Raw genomic sequence first — 15,885 nt, 5'->3', positions numbered from 1 at the left:
TTGTTTTTGCCTGTGAGATTACTTTACACTGCTTTACAATTTTTAATCAAGTTTTATTACTACAGTAAACCTAATACTAGTTATCAGGTTTGCTTATTGAAGCGTTGTATCTTAGTGTTTGCAGGTGTTCCAAATACAGCGAAGATAGAATTTCGATATATTTACTCTGGTGTTAGCGCTGAAAAGATAAAATAGAAAGGAACATTGTTGCGATCGACTCTAAATAGAGAGTTGATATGGATTACTACCAAAATTAGGAGGGGAGGTGTGACATGACAATTACTCTAAATCACACCATAGTGCCCGTACATGACAAAGAAGCATCGGCGAGGTTCTTTGCAAAAATTTTCGGTTTAGAGGTCGAGCTTCCCGTTGGTCACTTCGCTGCTGTGCATATATAGCAAAGTGCTGAGTGCTGAGTGCTGAGTGCTGAGTAGAAACTCAGTATTATCAAAGGTTTCAGCAACCAACATAGTCCTAACCTATGCTTCGACTGCTATAAATGATGCATTAACGCTCGACTTCGCTGACGCTGAAGCGTTTGAGCCACATCATTATCATTATGCGTTCCATGTCAGTGATGAAGAATTTGATGCAATTTTTGCACGCGTCAAAGAGGCAGGTATTGAATACACTAGCGACCCCATGCATCAGAATAAAGGACAAATTAACCACTGGAATGAAGGTCGTGGCTTCTATTTCTATGACTTTGATGGCCACACTGAACCTAAAATCAATGGTTTCAACCCGATTTCTTTACCAAACTTTACAACGTGTCCCATTTTGCACGTATCTCGGCGACCACCCCCTTGGAGCGGATTGGTTACGACAAGAATTCCAGCTAGAAGATACAAAAGTCCTAGAATGAGCTTCCAGGCAACTCGACCTGCCCCTTTAGATTGAAAGGCATAAACGATTTGAGCAATTCCGGCAAAGATAAAGATCCAACCAAATACAAAGGTTGAAGTAATCGTGGCAACAAAGGGAAATACGATCGCAACTATTCCTAAAACAATCATGAGAACTGCGATCGTCGTTAACCATCCAGAGTTAATTGTTTGTTCCTCGTTTCAGATTCAGTCGCTCTCATGTCTACTGAGCATAGGTTGGCAACGTCTGGCTGATTCGGTTTAGATTACTGGCGATCGCTTTCATCGTCATAAAGGTGGAACTGAACGCGATTAATTGTTCGAGGGGATAGCTTCGACTTTCAACTCGCCGCCGCAAAAGGTGCTGTTCAATCGATTCAATTTCCCGGACTAAGGATGATCCCTGAGAGAATTGCGGGAGCATTGGAGCGGTAATCATTGCCGATAGTTGATTAAACGCATCGACCGTTGCTTTAGCGATCGCCTGGAATTCTGATAAATACTGTTGTCGAATCGCATCGGGCATCGGTTGTTGCAATTCATCTGCCAATGTTCCAAGTTGGGCAAAAAGCGTTTGTTCGTAACCCAGCAAGAAATTCCAAAGATTTTTATGCTTGGTTGCCAATCCACTCGAACCTTCCTCAAGACCCGCAATCTTTAAAGCCATTGGATGTTGAGCAATTGTCTTTGCAAGGGTTGCTTTCAGTTGAGTGATTTCTAAGGATGGGGTTGCACCCTGAAGATAAGTTGTTAACAGGGATTGATAGAGCTGTCCAAGTTGCTTAAAGGTTTGAGCAAAACTCTTTTCTAATTCATTTGCAGCAGAGCCACCCATGAATACGGTTGTAATCAATAAAGCAATCAACACGCCACAGGGAATGGCAATTACCACCGCTGCCAGTCCCTGATAAAAGAAAGGGAAAATGTCTTTTGCGAGCCAATTGGCTGCAATAATAGCACCCACACGAGCAATCGGGGTAAATCCCAACAACGCACAGCAGACATAAATGAAAAAGAAAACCACACAGCACGTGATGGGATTATAGCCAAAGGAAATAGCCAGGAGATATATAAAGAAGAGGCTGATCCAGAAACAAATGACAGCAGCCAGACTGAGCGCGATCGCCCTTCCGCGTGTCGGTTGAACGAGTATTGTAATTAGGGCAACAATAATAACTTCAGCCCCTGTCTCATAGGCAGAAGGATAGGGGAAATCGATATGGTGAACAATGGCGATTACCATTCCGATCGCAATGCCCATACCAACAATTTCGATCGCCCGCTTCATAGGTATAGACCTGTGCTTCGGAAAGGTCAAGAGTTTCCTTCGCTGATGGGTTGCAGCAACATTCACTTTATAGAGCAGTCGATTTTGCAGCGATCGCAACTCCTGGGTAAATTGGATCAAAAGCTGGAGCAATTGAAAGAATCGCAACGTTTCTGAGATGTTGTATTCACCAATTTCGCCAGTGGAGCGCAGGTGATTAAGTTTATCTTTGATAACGGCTAAGTCTTGCTCTAGTTCAGAAAGATCATGATTAAAAGGATGGAATGTATGGGCGATCGTGCTTAACTGATCACAGCTTTTTTCCAGATGTTGAGCAAACTGATTTAATTCAACCCTAAACTGACGGGCTAACGTTTGCTCATTTTGATCAGCCAGAGCTAACATATCTGCCAATTGCCGGCAAAGCTGGCTTTGACTGGTTAAAATTGCACTCCAATTCTCCTCCGTTAGCGTCTGACTCTGAAATTCAGAAGCGGCTTTTGTCAAAGTTGTCAGGCTGGCTTGTGTGGTTTTTGTCAGCCGATCGAGTAGCAAAGATGGCGGCACGAAGGCGGAAAGAACGGGAGTATGATTATTTTCGGTATTCTCTAACTGGGGAGACATGGCATACTGATTCACGATTAAGTGAAACAAACGAGGTACACCCTGCAAAAACTGCTTCAAGTTTCTGCTTAACTCAGTGCGAGTATCCTGTCGCCAAAACAGCAGTGCTACGGCAATTCCCACCAAAACGCCAATCCAGTTATCTATCAGACGCGATTTTAGATACAGCCATATATCTTGCTGATTTGATGTCCCAACTGCTCTCATTGCAATCAGCGTTCCCAGCAATGTTGCTTGAGAATAGGCTGCCTGCCAGCGATAGGTTTCACAAATTAACGCAGATAGAATGAAAGTAATCGGCGGAATGATAAATAAGCCTGAGCCATAGAGACCAAATGAATTCACCAAAATAGCAGCAATAAATCCACCTAGAGCACTGCCGCCGACCCGTCCCAGACCCGCAATAATTGCGCCGCCTGCGGCAGGTTCAATCAGAACAGAAACATAGCCGAAAATAGGATAAACATAGTTATCCAATAAGTCTGCCCGATGCCAGAAAAAGCTACCCAATAATCCGGCACCAAGTGAAAATTTCAATCCCTGTTTGATGATCGTTGAGTACTGAGTATCCAAGGAATTTGCTTCTCCTCTAAATTTCAGCCGGAAATGTGACCCATCCCATCGTTTTCGAGGTTGTAGGACGATCTTTTATTCACTCGTTGATTGCGCGTTCAACAGAATAGAGAAGTAGCGCAAAAAATGCGACCAACCAGAACCAAAGCTGGGGTGGCTCACTAAAGACCATCAAGATAAACACGATCGCGGCTGCAATTACCCACCACTTCAGCCACCAAACCCACCATTTTGCCCGTCTTTTAGAATGTTGCATACCATGAGGCTCCAATTACAAATTAGTGTCCATACACTCCCGTAATCCAACGAAAAGCGGGGGTTAGGTAACTGAATAACGATCGCTCCTCAATCACAGCTTTGACATCGGCGGTTGTCCCGTCGGTAATCGCTCTGGGTGCTCCTTTACCTTCAGTCCACTTAAAGCCGCTGGGCGTATGAGAGTCCGTTTGCAGTTCCAGGATCACCTTCGTCACGCTGGCGTTTATCGGTTGAGGCTTATCGCGATCGTCCTTATCGCGTCCCAATAACAGCTTCTCTGCCAGATCCTGACTGCCGACCAGATTGGATAATTCGGATGCGGTAACTGGTTGTTGAGCCACCTGAATGACTTTTGCAACGATGCCACCATAGCGTTCGCGCTCGTATAAATCAGGAATGACTTCGACTTCCATTCCTGGTGCTAACCGTTTCGCATCACCCACTTTGAACAGTGCCACCACATTGACTTTGGCATTGGGGTTATCGACTGCGAGCCTGCCGATGCGACCACTCGGAGGCACGACTTCGCCTGAATTAACAGAAATTTCCTCAACTTTACCGTTGTAGAGACTGACGACCTGGCTATTGGCACGAATTCTAGTTTGTAAGGTGTTGATATCGCGTTGTTGGTCAGCGATCGCATTATATCGAGTCACATCACTGACGGTATCTTGCAGGTCGATGCCGCGCTTCTCGGTAGTCAGTGCCTCGTTCGCTGCCATCAGGGTTTGTATCTGTGCCCGCAAGCTCTCATCCTCTCCCTTAAGACGATCAAGGGCTACTTGCGTCTGATTCACAGAATTGGCAACTTCTTGTTGACTGAATTGAAAGAAATAGGGTTGGAATCCAATCCGAGGGACAGCGCCCTCTTTTGCCAAAGCATTGTAAGCAGAGAGTCTCTCATCTGTAGATGCTTTAAAGCTATGCAGGTACTTGAGGTGATCGAGGTACGCTTTTCGCTGGCTCTGATTACTCGCCAATTGCACGCGCTGCGATTCAATCTGACCCAAATTTGCCTGAAGCTTCTGTGCTACAGCGCTTGAATTGAGTTGACTACGATTCGTTTGAACGGAACCAATTTGGTGGTTTTGTGCCTTGAGATCTGCAAGGCGATGGCGCTTGTCTTGCAATTCTGTCTCCAGTTCAGGAAACTCCATCGTGGCTAATACTTGCCCAATCTTTACAGAATCACCCGGTCGAATATTCAGCGTCAATACCCGACCCCCTTCACGCGGCTGAATCGCAACGCTGGAACGAGGAATCAAAATCCCTGCACGTCCTTCAGCCCGATTGGGAATCTTCCCAAACACTCCCCAAAGGGCAAAGGCGATGAACAGCACTCCAATCGGAAGTAACCGTAGCCGAATTTCCCGGTTCTTTTCAACAGTGTTTGATGCTTGAAGCTCCGGCTCAGACTGATCAGGCTTGGTTTCAGGTTTGTTCTTATCTAGAACTCCCATTGATGATTCTGGGTGTTGTCCACCCTGTTGAACAGGCATCTGTACGTTGCTTGATGTGTCAGGTGATTCCATAACGGCTCTCTCCCCCCTCAGAATGATTATCATTACTATTCGCTGTATATTTTATACTCTGGAAGTCCCTTACTTCTTAACTAAAAAATATGCTGTAGCATAGTCTGGTAATTGGCTGATATTCTGCCCAAATTCTTTTTTATTCTGAAAAATACCTGCCAAAAAATCGAGTTGATAAAGATTGGGTAAAAATGCTCCGCCTGTATCGGCGATGACTCCCATTTGCAGCTGTTTACGACCACCTTGAGTATGCTCAATTACAATAACTTTACCTAAACCAATATTCAAAACATCTCCAGCAAAAGTGACTCCGGGTTTGATAGAAATTTTTGCATCTATTTTGTACCCATAGCCTTTAATAGCATTGACTTCTCTAAAATACCAATAACGCTTTTGTGCTGTTGCCTTTAATCCGCGGATATAAGCCATTCCATTGTTTCTATCTACATTAAAAAATGCCTTATAACCATCTGTAAAATTAATCAGGATTGTTCCTTCCATAATTGCTTCTTCTAAGCCATTTCTGGTTAGATAAGCAAGAGTTGTAACTTTTCCAAATTCTCGGCCACCTGGTTCATAAATACCAGACAAAACATCTTGCTTTGTGTACCGAGTGTAGAATTTATCGTTATTAGAGTTTTCTTTTAAGCTATAAATTGGTATATTAAAAGTAGAGGTTTTCTTGCGGGAACCAGGGTGAGTAAATACAGCATATTTGGTAATTCGTAATTGTTTTTGCTGTTTACTTTTTGGGTTATAGGCAGACCATTTGATAACTCGAAAATTGGTGTTGATAAATTTAGAGTCTTGTAAACGAGTAGCCCGATTGTTAGTAATATCCTCCTTCAAAACAGCAATCATGAAATCCAAAGTTTTGAGCACATCTGCTACAGTAACTCCTTGAGTAGCAAGCACTCCTGTACGCATAATATCTGGGTCTTTTGAAGCATAATATTGAAAATATTTTCTAGTATTAACAAGAACGGTTAATAAATCTCTTTGATTGAATTTAACCTTACTATTTGGTAGTTTTCCTGGAGTAGCAATTTGGCTACTATTAATGCTAAATTTATATTTTTTGAATTCATCAACAACTGAATATGGTGCAGCGGCTGCTAATAGATTATAGTGATACAAAACAGCCTTTTGTTTACCTATAATTTCTTCAGACATTTGTTGAGTGAAAAAAGGATTTTGAAGCCTTAAATTAATTGGGCCAGCAACTTTATTTGAAGTAAAATAAATCTGTGATTGAAGTGGAACAAAATTGTCTTGCTGATTATTAAAAGACTGATATTGATGGGCTAGCTGTTTAGTTTTTGACTGAGTATATAGATGGCTACTAGCTAAACTGACAAGTAATAAACCAGCACAACCTAATGCAATGCGTAATTTTTGGTTAAATAAAATATTCATAACTTGGAAAATAAATTCCTATTGTCTCTTATTATGTTCAATGCGTGAATTTGGAATTGTTTAAGTTTCTATTACCTCACGCACTAGCTGCGCCAACTTTTCGGCACTATCAGGAACTGCGATCGCATGAGCTTTTTCCCCCATCTTTGCTAACTCTTGCGGTGACTGCAATAAATTCAACACATGACTTTGCAATACTTCAGTCGTCAACTCAGATTGCTTCAAGGTTAACGCTGCACCCGATGAAGTAAATACGTCTGCATTGTAAGATTGATGGTCTTCTGCGGCAAAGGGGTAAGGAATCAAAATCGCTGGCGTTCCACACACTGCCAATTCTGTTAAGCTACCTGCGCCAGAACGACTAATGGCAAGAGTTGCTCGTTGCAACAAGGCTGCCATATTGTTGTAAAAAGGTAAGGCTATGTATTGTGGGTGTTTGAGACTATCTGCTTCTGGATCGCGATCGCCAGTTAAGTGTACTACATAAGCACCAGCATCAAACCAAGCTTTTGCAGATTCGCGCACTAACTTATTGATTGCAATTGCACCCTGGCTACCTCCAAAAACAACAATTAAAGGAACACCATCAGGAATACCTAAATCCAATGGCGGATTAATTCCCCCATCAAGAAATTGCGCTCTTACAGGAGTACCAACATAGACATTTTTGGCACGCGGTAAATACTTAGCAGCTACTTCAAATCCCAAGGCTACTGCACTACACCAAGGGCCAAAAAAGCGAGTTACTTTACCAGGTAAGGCATTAGATTCATGGAAAATCACGGGTAAACCGAGAGAACGCGCCGCAATGACGGCTGGCCCGGCAATGTAACCCCCTGTGGTAAACACCCCTTGAAAATTTCCCTGTTTGAGAATTCGTCTGACTTCTAGAATCGAAAGGGCGAGTTTACCCAAAATGCGAACCGAGGAAAGTCCAAACCCTTGCTGAAACCCTTCAACTGCAATAGTATTCAAAGGATACTGTTTGGGGACAAGTTGAGTTTCTAACCGATTGGGTACTCCCAGCCATTCTATTTGATAATCTGGAAGTTTTTGTGCCAGTGCGATCGCTGGAAACAAATGTCCACCAGTCCCACTGGCAGCTATTAATAATCGTATCGGTGCGTTTGCCATCAAACCTCTACCGTTTAGCGTCTAGCTTAACTAAGATAAAACAATTTGCTTACTTTCTCTAATCAAATCAGTAAATTCTTACCCATGACTAACATTATTACCGCCTTAGTAAGACGCCAACTCAGATTTCCAGCAAATATCTGGTTGATTTCCTTCCTGTTAACTCTTGGTTTAACAAGTGGTTGGCAACGCACTCAAGCGACGACACCACAGCAATTAGCCCAAGCCACTACACCCCAAAATGCACCAGCCGAACTGAGAAACCTGTTGACACAAGTTGATGCAGCGGCCAGCCGGGGCGATGTCAAAGGGGTGTTGCAATTTTACAGCCCCAATTTCACTCATGGCGATGGATTAAACCTCCAAACCCTAGAAAAGTCTTTGACTTCACTTTGGCAACGATATCCGAAATTGCAATACAGCACGAAACTGCTATCTTCAAAACCTGAAGCCAATGGGATTATTGCTGAAACAGAAACGAAGATAACTGGCTTACCCTCCGGTAACAGTAATAAGTTGGCTCTCAATGCGACGATTAAATCGCGTCAGCGCATTGAAGGCGGAAAAATAGTCCGCCAAGATATTTTGTCAGAACGCACTCTACTTACTTCTGGCAGCAAGCCGCCCCAAATTGATATTAAATTACCACAGCAGGTGCAAGTTGGTCAGAAGTATAATTTTGATGCGATCGTTCAAGAGCCACTTGGTGATGATTTTCTACTAGGAACGGCGCTAGAAGAATCTATCCAACCAGATAAACTTCTTAACCCCACATTCGTGGATTTGGAATTACTGACATCTGGCGGATTGTTTAAAATAGCACAAGCACCATCTACCCCTGGTAGCCAATGGGTTTCTGCCGTCATCCTGCGAGGTAATGGGATGACGATGGTAACTCAGCGCCTGCAAGTGGTGAAGAAGTAGTTAGGAGTTAATAATAGGTCTGTCAAGGTGAGATGTAGCTTTAGTTTCATATTTGTTCAACTCTAAACTTCACTTGTTCTTTAATAATTCTGAAAATTCCAAGTTCAGAAGCTCAAGTTCCGAGTTCTGAACTTGAAGTTCCGAGTTCATAACTTCAAGTGGCAAGTACTAAAAAGCTGGATGGTGCATTACTTTTAATCTATGATATTTCTCTAAGATCAGCTGGAGTTATAAGTACTAGTACAAAATTAAATATACATTTTTGGAATTGGTATAAGTTGTGAAATTACTCGTTGAGACAAGCAACAGGCACTATTGTTTAAAAGATTACAAATGTACTTTGTTTTTTCAAAAATGAAATAGGACTGCTATATGTATGAAGCTCATATAGAGATACGAGTGGATCACGAGCCGATATCTGGTGTAATGGTTCCGATACATACAGCTCACTATCAACAGCTAATTCATCTTTTTGCGCCAATATGTAATTTTTTTGAGTTAAGCTGCTGGCGAGAAGAAGCGGAAGCATTACAGGATGCTGAACAAAAAATATGTTCAAAGGGAAAGGGAATATTACAGAAAATAGACCATCCTCCTACTCATTTAACTCTTGATACTCCTGTTCGCTTAGTTAGTGAACTTTCACCAACGATAGTTGACGAGTTACTAATCAAGCCTTTTGACGAGTATGGACGAGTAAAGTGGTTTGGTTTATCTCTGGGAAAAGCTTTTGATTTGACTTTAAAAGAAAACACTAAAAAGTCAATCATTCTTGAGTTATCACATTGGGGTAAAGAGATTCATATATACAAAATGAATGACGAAGAGTTAAAAGATGTGCAATCTATTTTTTCATATTTACGTGAGGAATATATAAGTTTAGATGTCAGCAAGTTACTTGATTTTTAGGCGGTGCTGATTATATAGAGTGTCAGTAGATCACAAAGTTTTTCCAAAAGTGCGATCGCTAGCCTATTTTGTAGTCTGTGATACTTTTTTCCAATGACCTGTTTAAGCAGTAGGGTGAGAATTAATAAATATCGCTTATATTTAGGCAGTGGCTAAGTTTTTGGATATTAACCCGTTCGTACCCTACGGGAAGCCAAACGCCAACGCAATGTACATAAATATTTTTGCAATACAACCTTTGAAATTAGCGTAGGCTAGCAAAAACTGTAGACATCGCTTGTGGGTCAAAAATCTCCAAATTGCTGCAAAACTACAAAATACTTGGCCACGAAAGAGTCAGCAGCATAATTAAATTACTTGACCAAAACAAAAGCAGCAGCCACAAGATACCACTAATTATCCTAAAGTTCACTTGATAGAAATCAATACTTTTGATGAATTGCTGCTCATACCAAAGTTGCCAAACTCGAAATGCAGTGTAAAGTGTACCAATAATCACCACTATACTTGGAAACAAAACTCTACTGGCTATATGTTCAGTGACAATTTGGATAACAATAACTAGCAAATAGAAGCCAAAGATTTTGCGAACTTCAGAATATTTAAACCAAATAATAAATGTAATCGTAGGAATAACAAGGCCAATTGCGATCGCTAACAATATCCAGACTCGAATAAATCTCAGTCCAGCATCGCTATAGTTAATCACTTGACTAATTGGTAATATTCCGATTGAGGTCAGCCAACCCATAAGTATTACTACTAGAGTTGCCAGTACCATAAAGATGAATGTTGTTCTCCAAGTCATTATCTAGCGAATTATCACGGTTTCTTTGTTGGATTAACTTTTGATTTGCGATTTCAACACATTATGAATATGATAAACGCTATCGCTGTGCTACTGTGTTCTATCGTCCGTTCTTTGTACTTATTTTTCTGCCACTACTTCCCCATTAGTGATAATTCAAGTATTCAAAACGATTTTTCAAACATCCTCTCAGATACAGGTACAAGCGTCAATGTTTATAGTTTTGCAACTGGGCAACTTTTGCTGGTGTCACCTTAGACATGATATAAGTGAAATTCGCTTGAGTTCCAAATTATTGGACAATTGACACTGGACTCTTGACTTTTAACTAACAATGACTTCCCTAGAAAATCAAATCATTTTGATCACTGGTGCAAGTAGTGGTATTGGTACTGCTTGTGCAAAAATATTTGCTGATGCAGGTGCAAAACTGATTTTAGCAGCACGAAGGTTAGAACGTTTGCAGCAGCTAGCAGATACTCTTAGTAAGGATTTTAGTACTGAAATTCATTTACTACAACTAGATGTGCGCGATCGCAATGCTGTTGAATCTGCCATTGCAAATCTACCCTCTGCCTGGTCTGACATTGACATTCTCATTAATAATGCTGGTCTAAGTCGTGGTTTAGACAAGTTGCACGAAGGCAGCTTTCAAGACTGGGAAGACATGATTGATACTAACGTTAAGGGTTTACTTTATGTCTCCCGCTATGTCGTTCCGGGAATGGTAAGTCGCGATCGCGGTCATGTGGTAAATTTAGGTTCGATCGCCGGACATCAAACCTATCCCGGTGGCAATGTCTACTGTGCTACCAAAGCTGCTGTCAGAGCAATTTCTGAAGGTTTAAAACAAGACCTGTTGGGTACTCGAATCCGTGTAACTTCCGTTGATCCTGGTATGGTAGAAACGGAATTTAGCGAGGTACGCTTTCACGGAAATTCTGAACGCGCTAACAAAGTTTATCAGGGAGTTACACCCCTAACAGCAGATGATGTGGCTGATGTGATATTTTTCTGTGTGACGCGATCGCCCCATGTCAATATTAATGAAGTTGTGCTAATGCCTGTTGACCAAGCTAGCGCTACCCTAGTTAATCGACGAACATAAAACTAACCCATCTCATCCCATTCTAAAAGAACTTACCCCTTTCACTTACTCTACTCAAGAGATATTTGGTAGAAAAAATGTAGAGACGTAGTAGTGCTACGTCTCTACAAGGGTTCTGGATAACACATATATATTTAATTTCACCAAATATCTAAAGTTTTACAGTTTATGTCTAGAGAGTTTGTTAAGGCTTTACCTACTCAGCTAGAGTGAAATTGATATATATAAAAGAGCAATTTTCAAATGACCATTTACTTTTATAAGGTTTGGCAGCCTTATGGCTGTTTTTCTAACTTTTCTCTCCACGAAATCCACATCGAGGGTGCTTACTGGCCAACGGTTGAGCATTATTATCAAGCGCAAAAGTTTGTCGGCAGCACAGATGCGGCAATTATACCTCTCATCCATACTGCCGCTACCCCAGAAGAAGCTGCGACTTTGGGAAGATGTAGCACTCGCCAACTCCGACGAGACTGGGATTTGGTCAAAACTCAAATTATGCGAGAAGCTGTACTCAAAAAGTTTCTCACTCATACCGATATCAGAGAAGTTCTCTTGAAGACAGGTGATGAGATTTTGGTTGAAAACTCCCCAACTGATTCTTTTTGGGGCTGTGGTGCTAATAAAAGTGGTCAAAACCATCTCGGTAAAACTCTTATGAGTGTGCGTGAAGAAATTCGTAATTTACTATCTTTAACAGTAATTTACGAATAATTTAATCAAAATAGTTACATTCAACATCAAGTCAGCAATTAAACGGGGAATAGTCAAATTCCCCAGCCAAAAATATTTTAAAAAATTACTAATAATTTAGTTATTGTCTTGAAGAAATTTTAATTAATTGAATTAATGGGTAAAAATGTTAAAAAAATATTTTTAATTTCAAGAAATTATTCCAGTTATAAATTAAGTAAAATTACTGGAATAGTTTAATGATTGAGAATATAAAATTGTAAATGTCAATGATTAAAAATTTCTTAACTTTAGACTTGAGATGAGATTTGATAAGTATTTAATGATACAGCTGTTTTATATCTCCCTAAATCCACTTTATAAATAAGGGTTACAGGGAACAAGCAAAATATCTGTTACTTTTCAAACATTCTCTAATCCATTTCCAAAAATATTTGTAATACATGTATGCCCTTAGCAGTGCATTAATAGCAAGAATTTTGGGAAATAGGATGAAAATCAAAGCATTGTAAGTTGAAAATTTTTCTCAGGGACAAATATATAAAAAATTATACTTCGTCATGGTGTATACAAGCAATGACACGTAGGGATAAACCAAACGAGTTGCAGCAAACCTTTAATCAAGAAAGTTTACTGCACCGGATGACAAAACAGATCAGGCGATCGCTCGACCTTCAAGAGATATTAACAACAACTGTTAGCGAAGTGCGTTTATTTTTGAGTGCAGATCGGGTGAAAATATATCGCTTTGACGCTGATGGTAGTGGTGAAGTCATTGCAGAATCTATTCATCAACAACGTCTGCCATCCTTATTGGGTCAACGCTTCCCAGCTGATGATATTCCAGAAGCCGCCAGAGAGATGTTTTTGTTAGTGGGGCAACGTTCGATTGTCGATGTGGCAAATGAGAAAATCGGGCTATCGCCTCTACAGTCAAAAGAAACTGGCAAACGTCTAGAAACTAATATCTACTATCGGCAGGTAGAGCAGTGCCATATTCAATACCTAAAAGCAATGGGTGTGCAGTCTTCGTTGGTAATACCAATTTTAGATTGTGACCCACAAGAACCATCTGCAAAGCCTAAATTGTGGGGATTGTTGGTAGCTCACCACAGTGAACCGCAAAAGATTTTGAAGCCAGAGCTAAAAGTATTACAGCAAGTTGCTGACCAGGTAGCGATCGCGATCGCTCAAAGTAATCTACTGACTGAAGCCCACGCCAAGCAAAAGCGAGAAGCTACTATTAATCGAGTCACCACACTATTGCATAAACTGCCGACAATCCAATTACAAGCAGCACTAGAAGAAGTTATTACTGCCTTCTGTGGAGTCGGTGGCAGGCTTTACATTGCAGAGACTCAAGAACTATACACCTGGGGCGACCAACCGACACTCTTTTACGAGTTAGATAACAGTATTATCGAACAGCATCCCATCTGGCAAAACTGGATGGCTGAGTTTCAACAAAGCAATATTTGGGCAACTACTGACCTTTATAAAGAACCATGTTTGCGAGTTTTGGCTTTAGCATTCCGTTCTACTCAGATTCGCGGACTCATGGTGATTCCCCTACATTACCGCGAAAAATTTATCGGTGTATTAAGTATTTTCCGCTCTGAATTTGAAACGGAAATCTTGTGGGCGGGACGATGCGAGCAAAATCGGCGACAACTGTTACCCCAGCTTTCCTTTGAGGTTTGGCGAGAGCAGAAAAAGGGGCAAGCACCTGAGTGGAAGTTAGAAGACATCTTTTTGGCACAAGCCTTATACGATCATTTCTCAATGGCAATTCAGCAACAACAAATGTATAAAAAGGTACAATCACTGAATGCCAATCTAGAATTGCGGGTGCAAGAGCAAACTGCTGAACTCGAAAAATCATTAATGTTTACCAAAGTAATCAAGCAAGTCACAGAGCATATTCGTCGCACATTGGACTTGCAAGCAACCCTGCAATCCATCGTTCGGGAAGTCCGTCCTCTGCTAAATTCAGACCGAGTGCTGATTTTCCACCTCAAGACTCAATCGGTAATTGTAGAAGAAATTAATGGCAATTGGCAGTCTGTTTTGGGAGTGAATGCACCACCGGAATGCTTTCCTGATGAGTATACTCGTCTATACTGTCAGGGTAGGGTACGGGCAATTAACAACCTTTCAACGGATTCTTTAAGTGATTGTCATCGAGAGTTTTTGCAGAGTCTGCAAGTGCAAGCAAACTTAATAGTTCCGATTAATATGGGTATGGAACTATGGGGCTTACTAATTGCCCATGAGTGTGAGGCTCCTAGAAATTGGCAGGATATAGAAATTGATTTATTGCAGCAGGTAGCAGATCAGGCTGCGATCGCTATTCAACAAGCACAACTCTACGAACAAACCTCTGAGGCCGAAACAGAAGCCAGAAATCAAGCTGCTCAGTTAGAGCATACCCTACATGAACTCCAAGAAGCACAGACAAGATTGATTCAGACCGAAAAAATGTCTGGCTTAGGACAGTTGGTGGCGGGTGTCGCCCACGAAATTAACAACCCCGTTAACTTTATTTACGGTAATCTGTGCCACGCCAGTGACTACACCGAACAGCTGCTAGAAATTTTACGTCTCTACCAGCTGCACTATCCCCATCCCCATAGTGAAATTAAAGCCGCGATCGAAGCGATCGATTTTGAATTTTTGGTAGAAGACCTCCCAAAAATCATGACCTCAATGCAAGTAGGAAGCGATCGCATCCGCTCAATAGTGCTATCGTTACGCAATTTTTCTCGCTTGGATGAGGCTGAAAACAAGCGTGTTGACCTGCATGAAGGCATTGACAACACCTTATTAATTTTACAACATCGGCTGAAAGGAAATGCTGAATTTCCACGCATTGAGATCATTAAAGATTATGGCAACATCCCACTGGTGGAATGCTATGCTGGCCAAATGAATCAGGTATTTATGAATATTTTCAGCAATGCCATAGATGCTCTGGAAGTAGGGAATAAGGAGCGGCAAAATCAGGGTGACAAAAAGAATAACTCATGCCCAATTCCAACTATCCAGATTTCCACTAAAGTCTCAGCAGACAACTCTCGTCTGTTAATTCGGATTACTGACAACGGGCCCGGAATGAATGAAGAAGTGAAAAAGCGAATTTTTGACCCGTTTTATACTACCAAGCCTGTAGGCAAGGGGACAGGATTGGGACTAGCAATCAGCTATCAGATTATTGTCGAAAAACATGGGGGAATAATGGAGTGTATTTCAGAACCGGGCAAAGGCACAGAGTTCTGGATTGAGATTCCCATCAAGCCTCCAGCCAAAATAGTCAACTAGTAATAAGGAGTGGGGGATGAGGATGCAGGTGAGAATTAGTATTGATTATAAAACTTACGCACACTCTACGAATTCTTCTCTATGAGACGCTGCGCGAACGCGAGTGCGTTCCGTAGGGAAGGAAAGGCGGTTCCCTGTTCCCTGTTCCCTATTGCCTTCTTGTTGAATTTGATTAAAAATCATTTAAAAGTAAAGTTTAGTTGCAAAATAAATCCCTTCTAGCTACAAGTGATAATCTAAATAATAGAAGCTAAGAAACAAGCTTCCTGGGCAGATATAACAGCTGCATTTGAAATGTTAGTAAGAGGTATAAGACGCTGTTTAACTTACATCTGTCTCATCAAAATACATCAACACCCAACGCGAAAACTGCTGTTTCCTCAAATGTAGAAGATTAGGGGGCAATGTAACTGATTTTCATTACTTGTTTACAAAAGTAATGGAAGTTAGTA

At 41.3% G+C, this 15,885-nt stretch carries 13 protein-coding genes and 2 pseudogenes; 8 read left to right on the top strand and 7 right to left on the bottom strand.

What is annotated here, in order from left to right; translation table 11 throughout:
- The 3 genes and pseudogenes from RMY63_RS28170 to RMY63_RS28160 all read left to right on the top strand — a co-directional run.
- A partial coding sequence (locus tag RMY63_RS28170; protein WP_322731857.1) for a hypothetical protein occupies positions 1-195 on the top strand: 195 nt, incomplete at its 5' end.
- 77 nt (positions 196-272) lie between these two features.
- Positions 273-395: pseudogene (locus RMY63_RS28165) on the top strand (VOC family protein); the annotation flags it as partial.
- Positions 396-498: 103 nt separating this feature from the next.
- A pseudogene (locus RMY63_RS28160) lies at positions 499-720 on the top strand (VOC family protein); the annotation flags it as partial.
- Here the strand turns inward: RMY63_RS28160 and RMY63_RS28155 are convergent.
- The 6 genes from RMY63_RS28155 to murG all read right to left on the bottom strand — a co-directional run bounded on the left by RMY63_RS28155 (position 702) and on the right by murG (position 7,673).
- Positions 702-1,019 carry a DUF308 domain-containing protein gene (locus RMY63_RS28155; RefSeq protein WP_322731856.1) on the bottom strand — a complete coding sequence of 106 codons (318 nt, stop codon included), beginning with the start codon at positions 1,017-1,019 and terminating at the stop codon, positions 702-704. The pseudogene RMY63_RS28160 and the gene RMY63_RS28155 sit on opposite strands and share 19 nt — an antisense overlap.
- 73 nt (positions 1,020-1,092) lie before the next feature.
- Entirely contained in the window at positions 1,093-3,297 is a 2,205-nt protein-coding gene (locus RMY63_RS28150) for a hypothetical protein (protein ID WP_322731855.1), read from the bottom strand.
- Positions 3,298-3,412: 115 nt separating this feature from the next.
- The gene (locus RMY63_RS28145; RefSeq protein ID WP_322731854.1) at positions 3,413-3,589 is read right to left on the bottom strand and encodes a hypothetical protein; all 177 of its coding nucleotides are present in this window, start codon (positions 3,587-3,589) and stop codon (positions 3,413-3,415) included.
- Positions 3,590-3,611: 22 nt separating this feature from the next.
- Entirely contained in the window at positions 3,612-5,123 is a 1,512-nt protein-coding gene (locus RMY63_RS28140) for an NHLP bacteriocin system secretion protein (protein ID WP_322731853.1), read from the bottom strand.
- A 69-nt stretch (positions 5,124-5,192) separates the two neighbouring features.
- A complete protein-coding gene (locus tag RMY63_RS28135) occupies positions 5,193-6,539 on the bottom strand; it encodes a hypothetical protein (protein WP_322731852.1) in 1,347 nt (448 codons plus the stop codon).
- Positions 6,540-6,599: 60 nt separating this feature from the next.
- On the bottom strand, positions 6,600-7,673 hold the full coding sequence (gene murG / locus RMY63_RS28130; protein WP_322731851.1) for an undecaprenyldiphospho-muramoylpentapeptide beta-N-acetylglucosaminyltransferase: 1,074 nt from the start codon (positions 7,671-7,673) through the stop codon (positions 6,600-6,602).
- A gap of 84 nt (positions 7,674-7,757) precedes the next feature.
- Here murG and RMY63_RS28125 point away from each other — a divergent pair, with 84 nt between their 5' ends.
- Both RMY63_RS28125 and RMY63_RS28120 read left to right on the top strand, forming a co-directional pair.
- Positions 7,758-8,597: a nuclear transport factor 2 family protein gene (locus tag RMY63_RS28125; protein ID WP_322731850.1), complete on the top strand. Its 840-nt coding sequence runs from the start codon at positions 7,758-7,760 to the stop codon at positions 8,595-8,597.
- Between the two features lie 372 nt (positions 8,598-8,969).
- Positions 8,970-9,506: a hypothetical protein gene (locus RMY63_RS28120; RefSeq protein ID WP_322731849.1), complete on the top strand. Its 537-nt coding sequence runs from the start codon at positions 8,970-8,972 to the stop codon at positions 9,504-9,506.
- A 310-nt stretch (positions 9,507-9,816) separates the two neighbouring features.
- Here the strand turns inward: RMY63_RS28120 and RMY63_RS28115 are convergent, their stop codons facing one another.
- On the bottom strand, positions 9,817-10,314 hold the full coding sequence (locus RMY63_RS28115) for a hypothetical protein (RefSeq protein WP_322731848.1): 498 nt from the start codon (positions 10,312-10,314) through the stop codon (positions 9,817-9,819).
- A gap of 334 nt (positions 10,315-10,648) precedes the next feature.
- On the opposite strand from RMY63_RS28115, the gene RMY63_RS28110 reads away from it, so the two are divergent.
- The 3 genes from RMY63_RS28110 to RMY63_RS28100 all read left to right on the top strand — a co-directional run bounded on the left by RMY63_RS28110 (position 10,649) and on the right by RMY63_RS28100 (position 15,433).
- A complete protein-coding gene (locus RMY63_RS28110) occupies positions 10,649-11,422 on the top strand; it encodes an SDR family oxidoreductase (protein WP_322731847.1) in 774 nt (257 codons plus the stop codon).
- 243 nt (positions 11,423-11,665) lie between these two features.
- Positions 11,666-12,136: an NADAR family protein gene (locus RMY63_RS28105; RefSeq protein ID WP_322731846.1), complete on the top strand. Its 471-nt coding sequence runs from the start codon at positions 11,666-11,668 to the stop codon at positions 12,134-12,136.
- A 555-nt stretch (positions 12,137-12,691) separates the two neighbouring features.
- On the top strand, positions 12,692-15,433 hold the full coding sequence (locus RMY63_RS28100) for a GAF domain-containing protein (protein ID WP_322731845.1): 2,742 nt from the start codon (positions 12,692-12,694) through the stop codon (positions 15,431-15,433).
- Positions 15,434-15,885: the final 452 nt, after the last annotated feature.

The organism is Nostoc sp. ChiQUE01b (genome assembly GCF_034531255.1).
Lineage (GTDB): Bacteria > Cyanobacteriota > Cyanobacteriia > Cyanobacteriales > Nostocaceae > Nostoc.
Note: the sequence above shows the minus strand (reverse complement) of the source record. Positions and strands in the feature narration are given on the sequence as shown.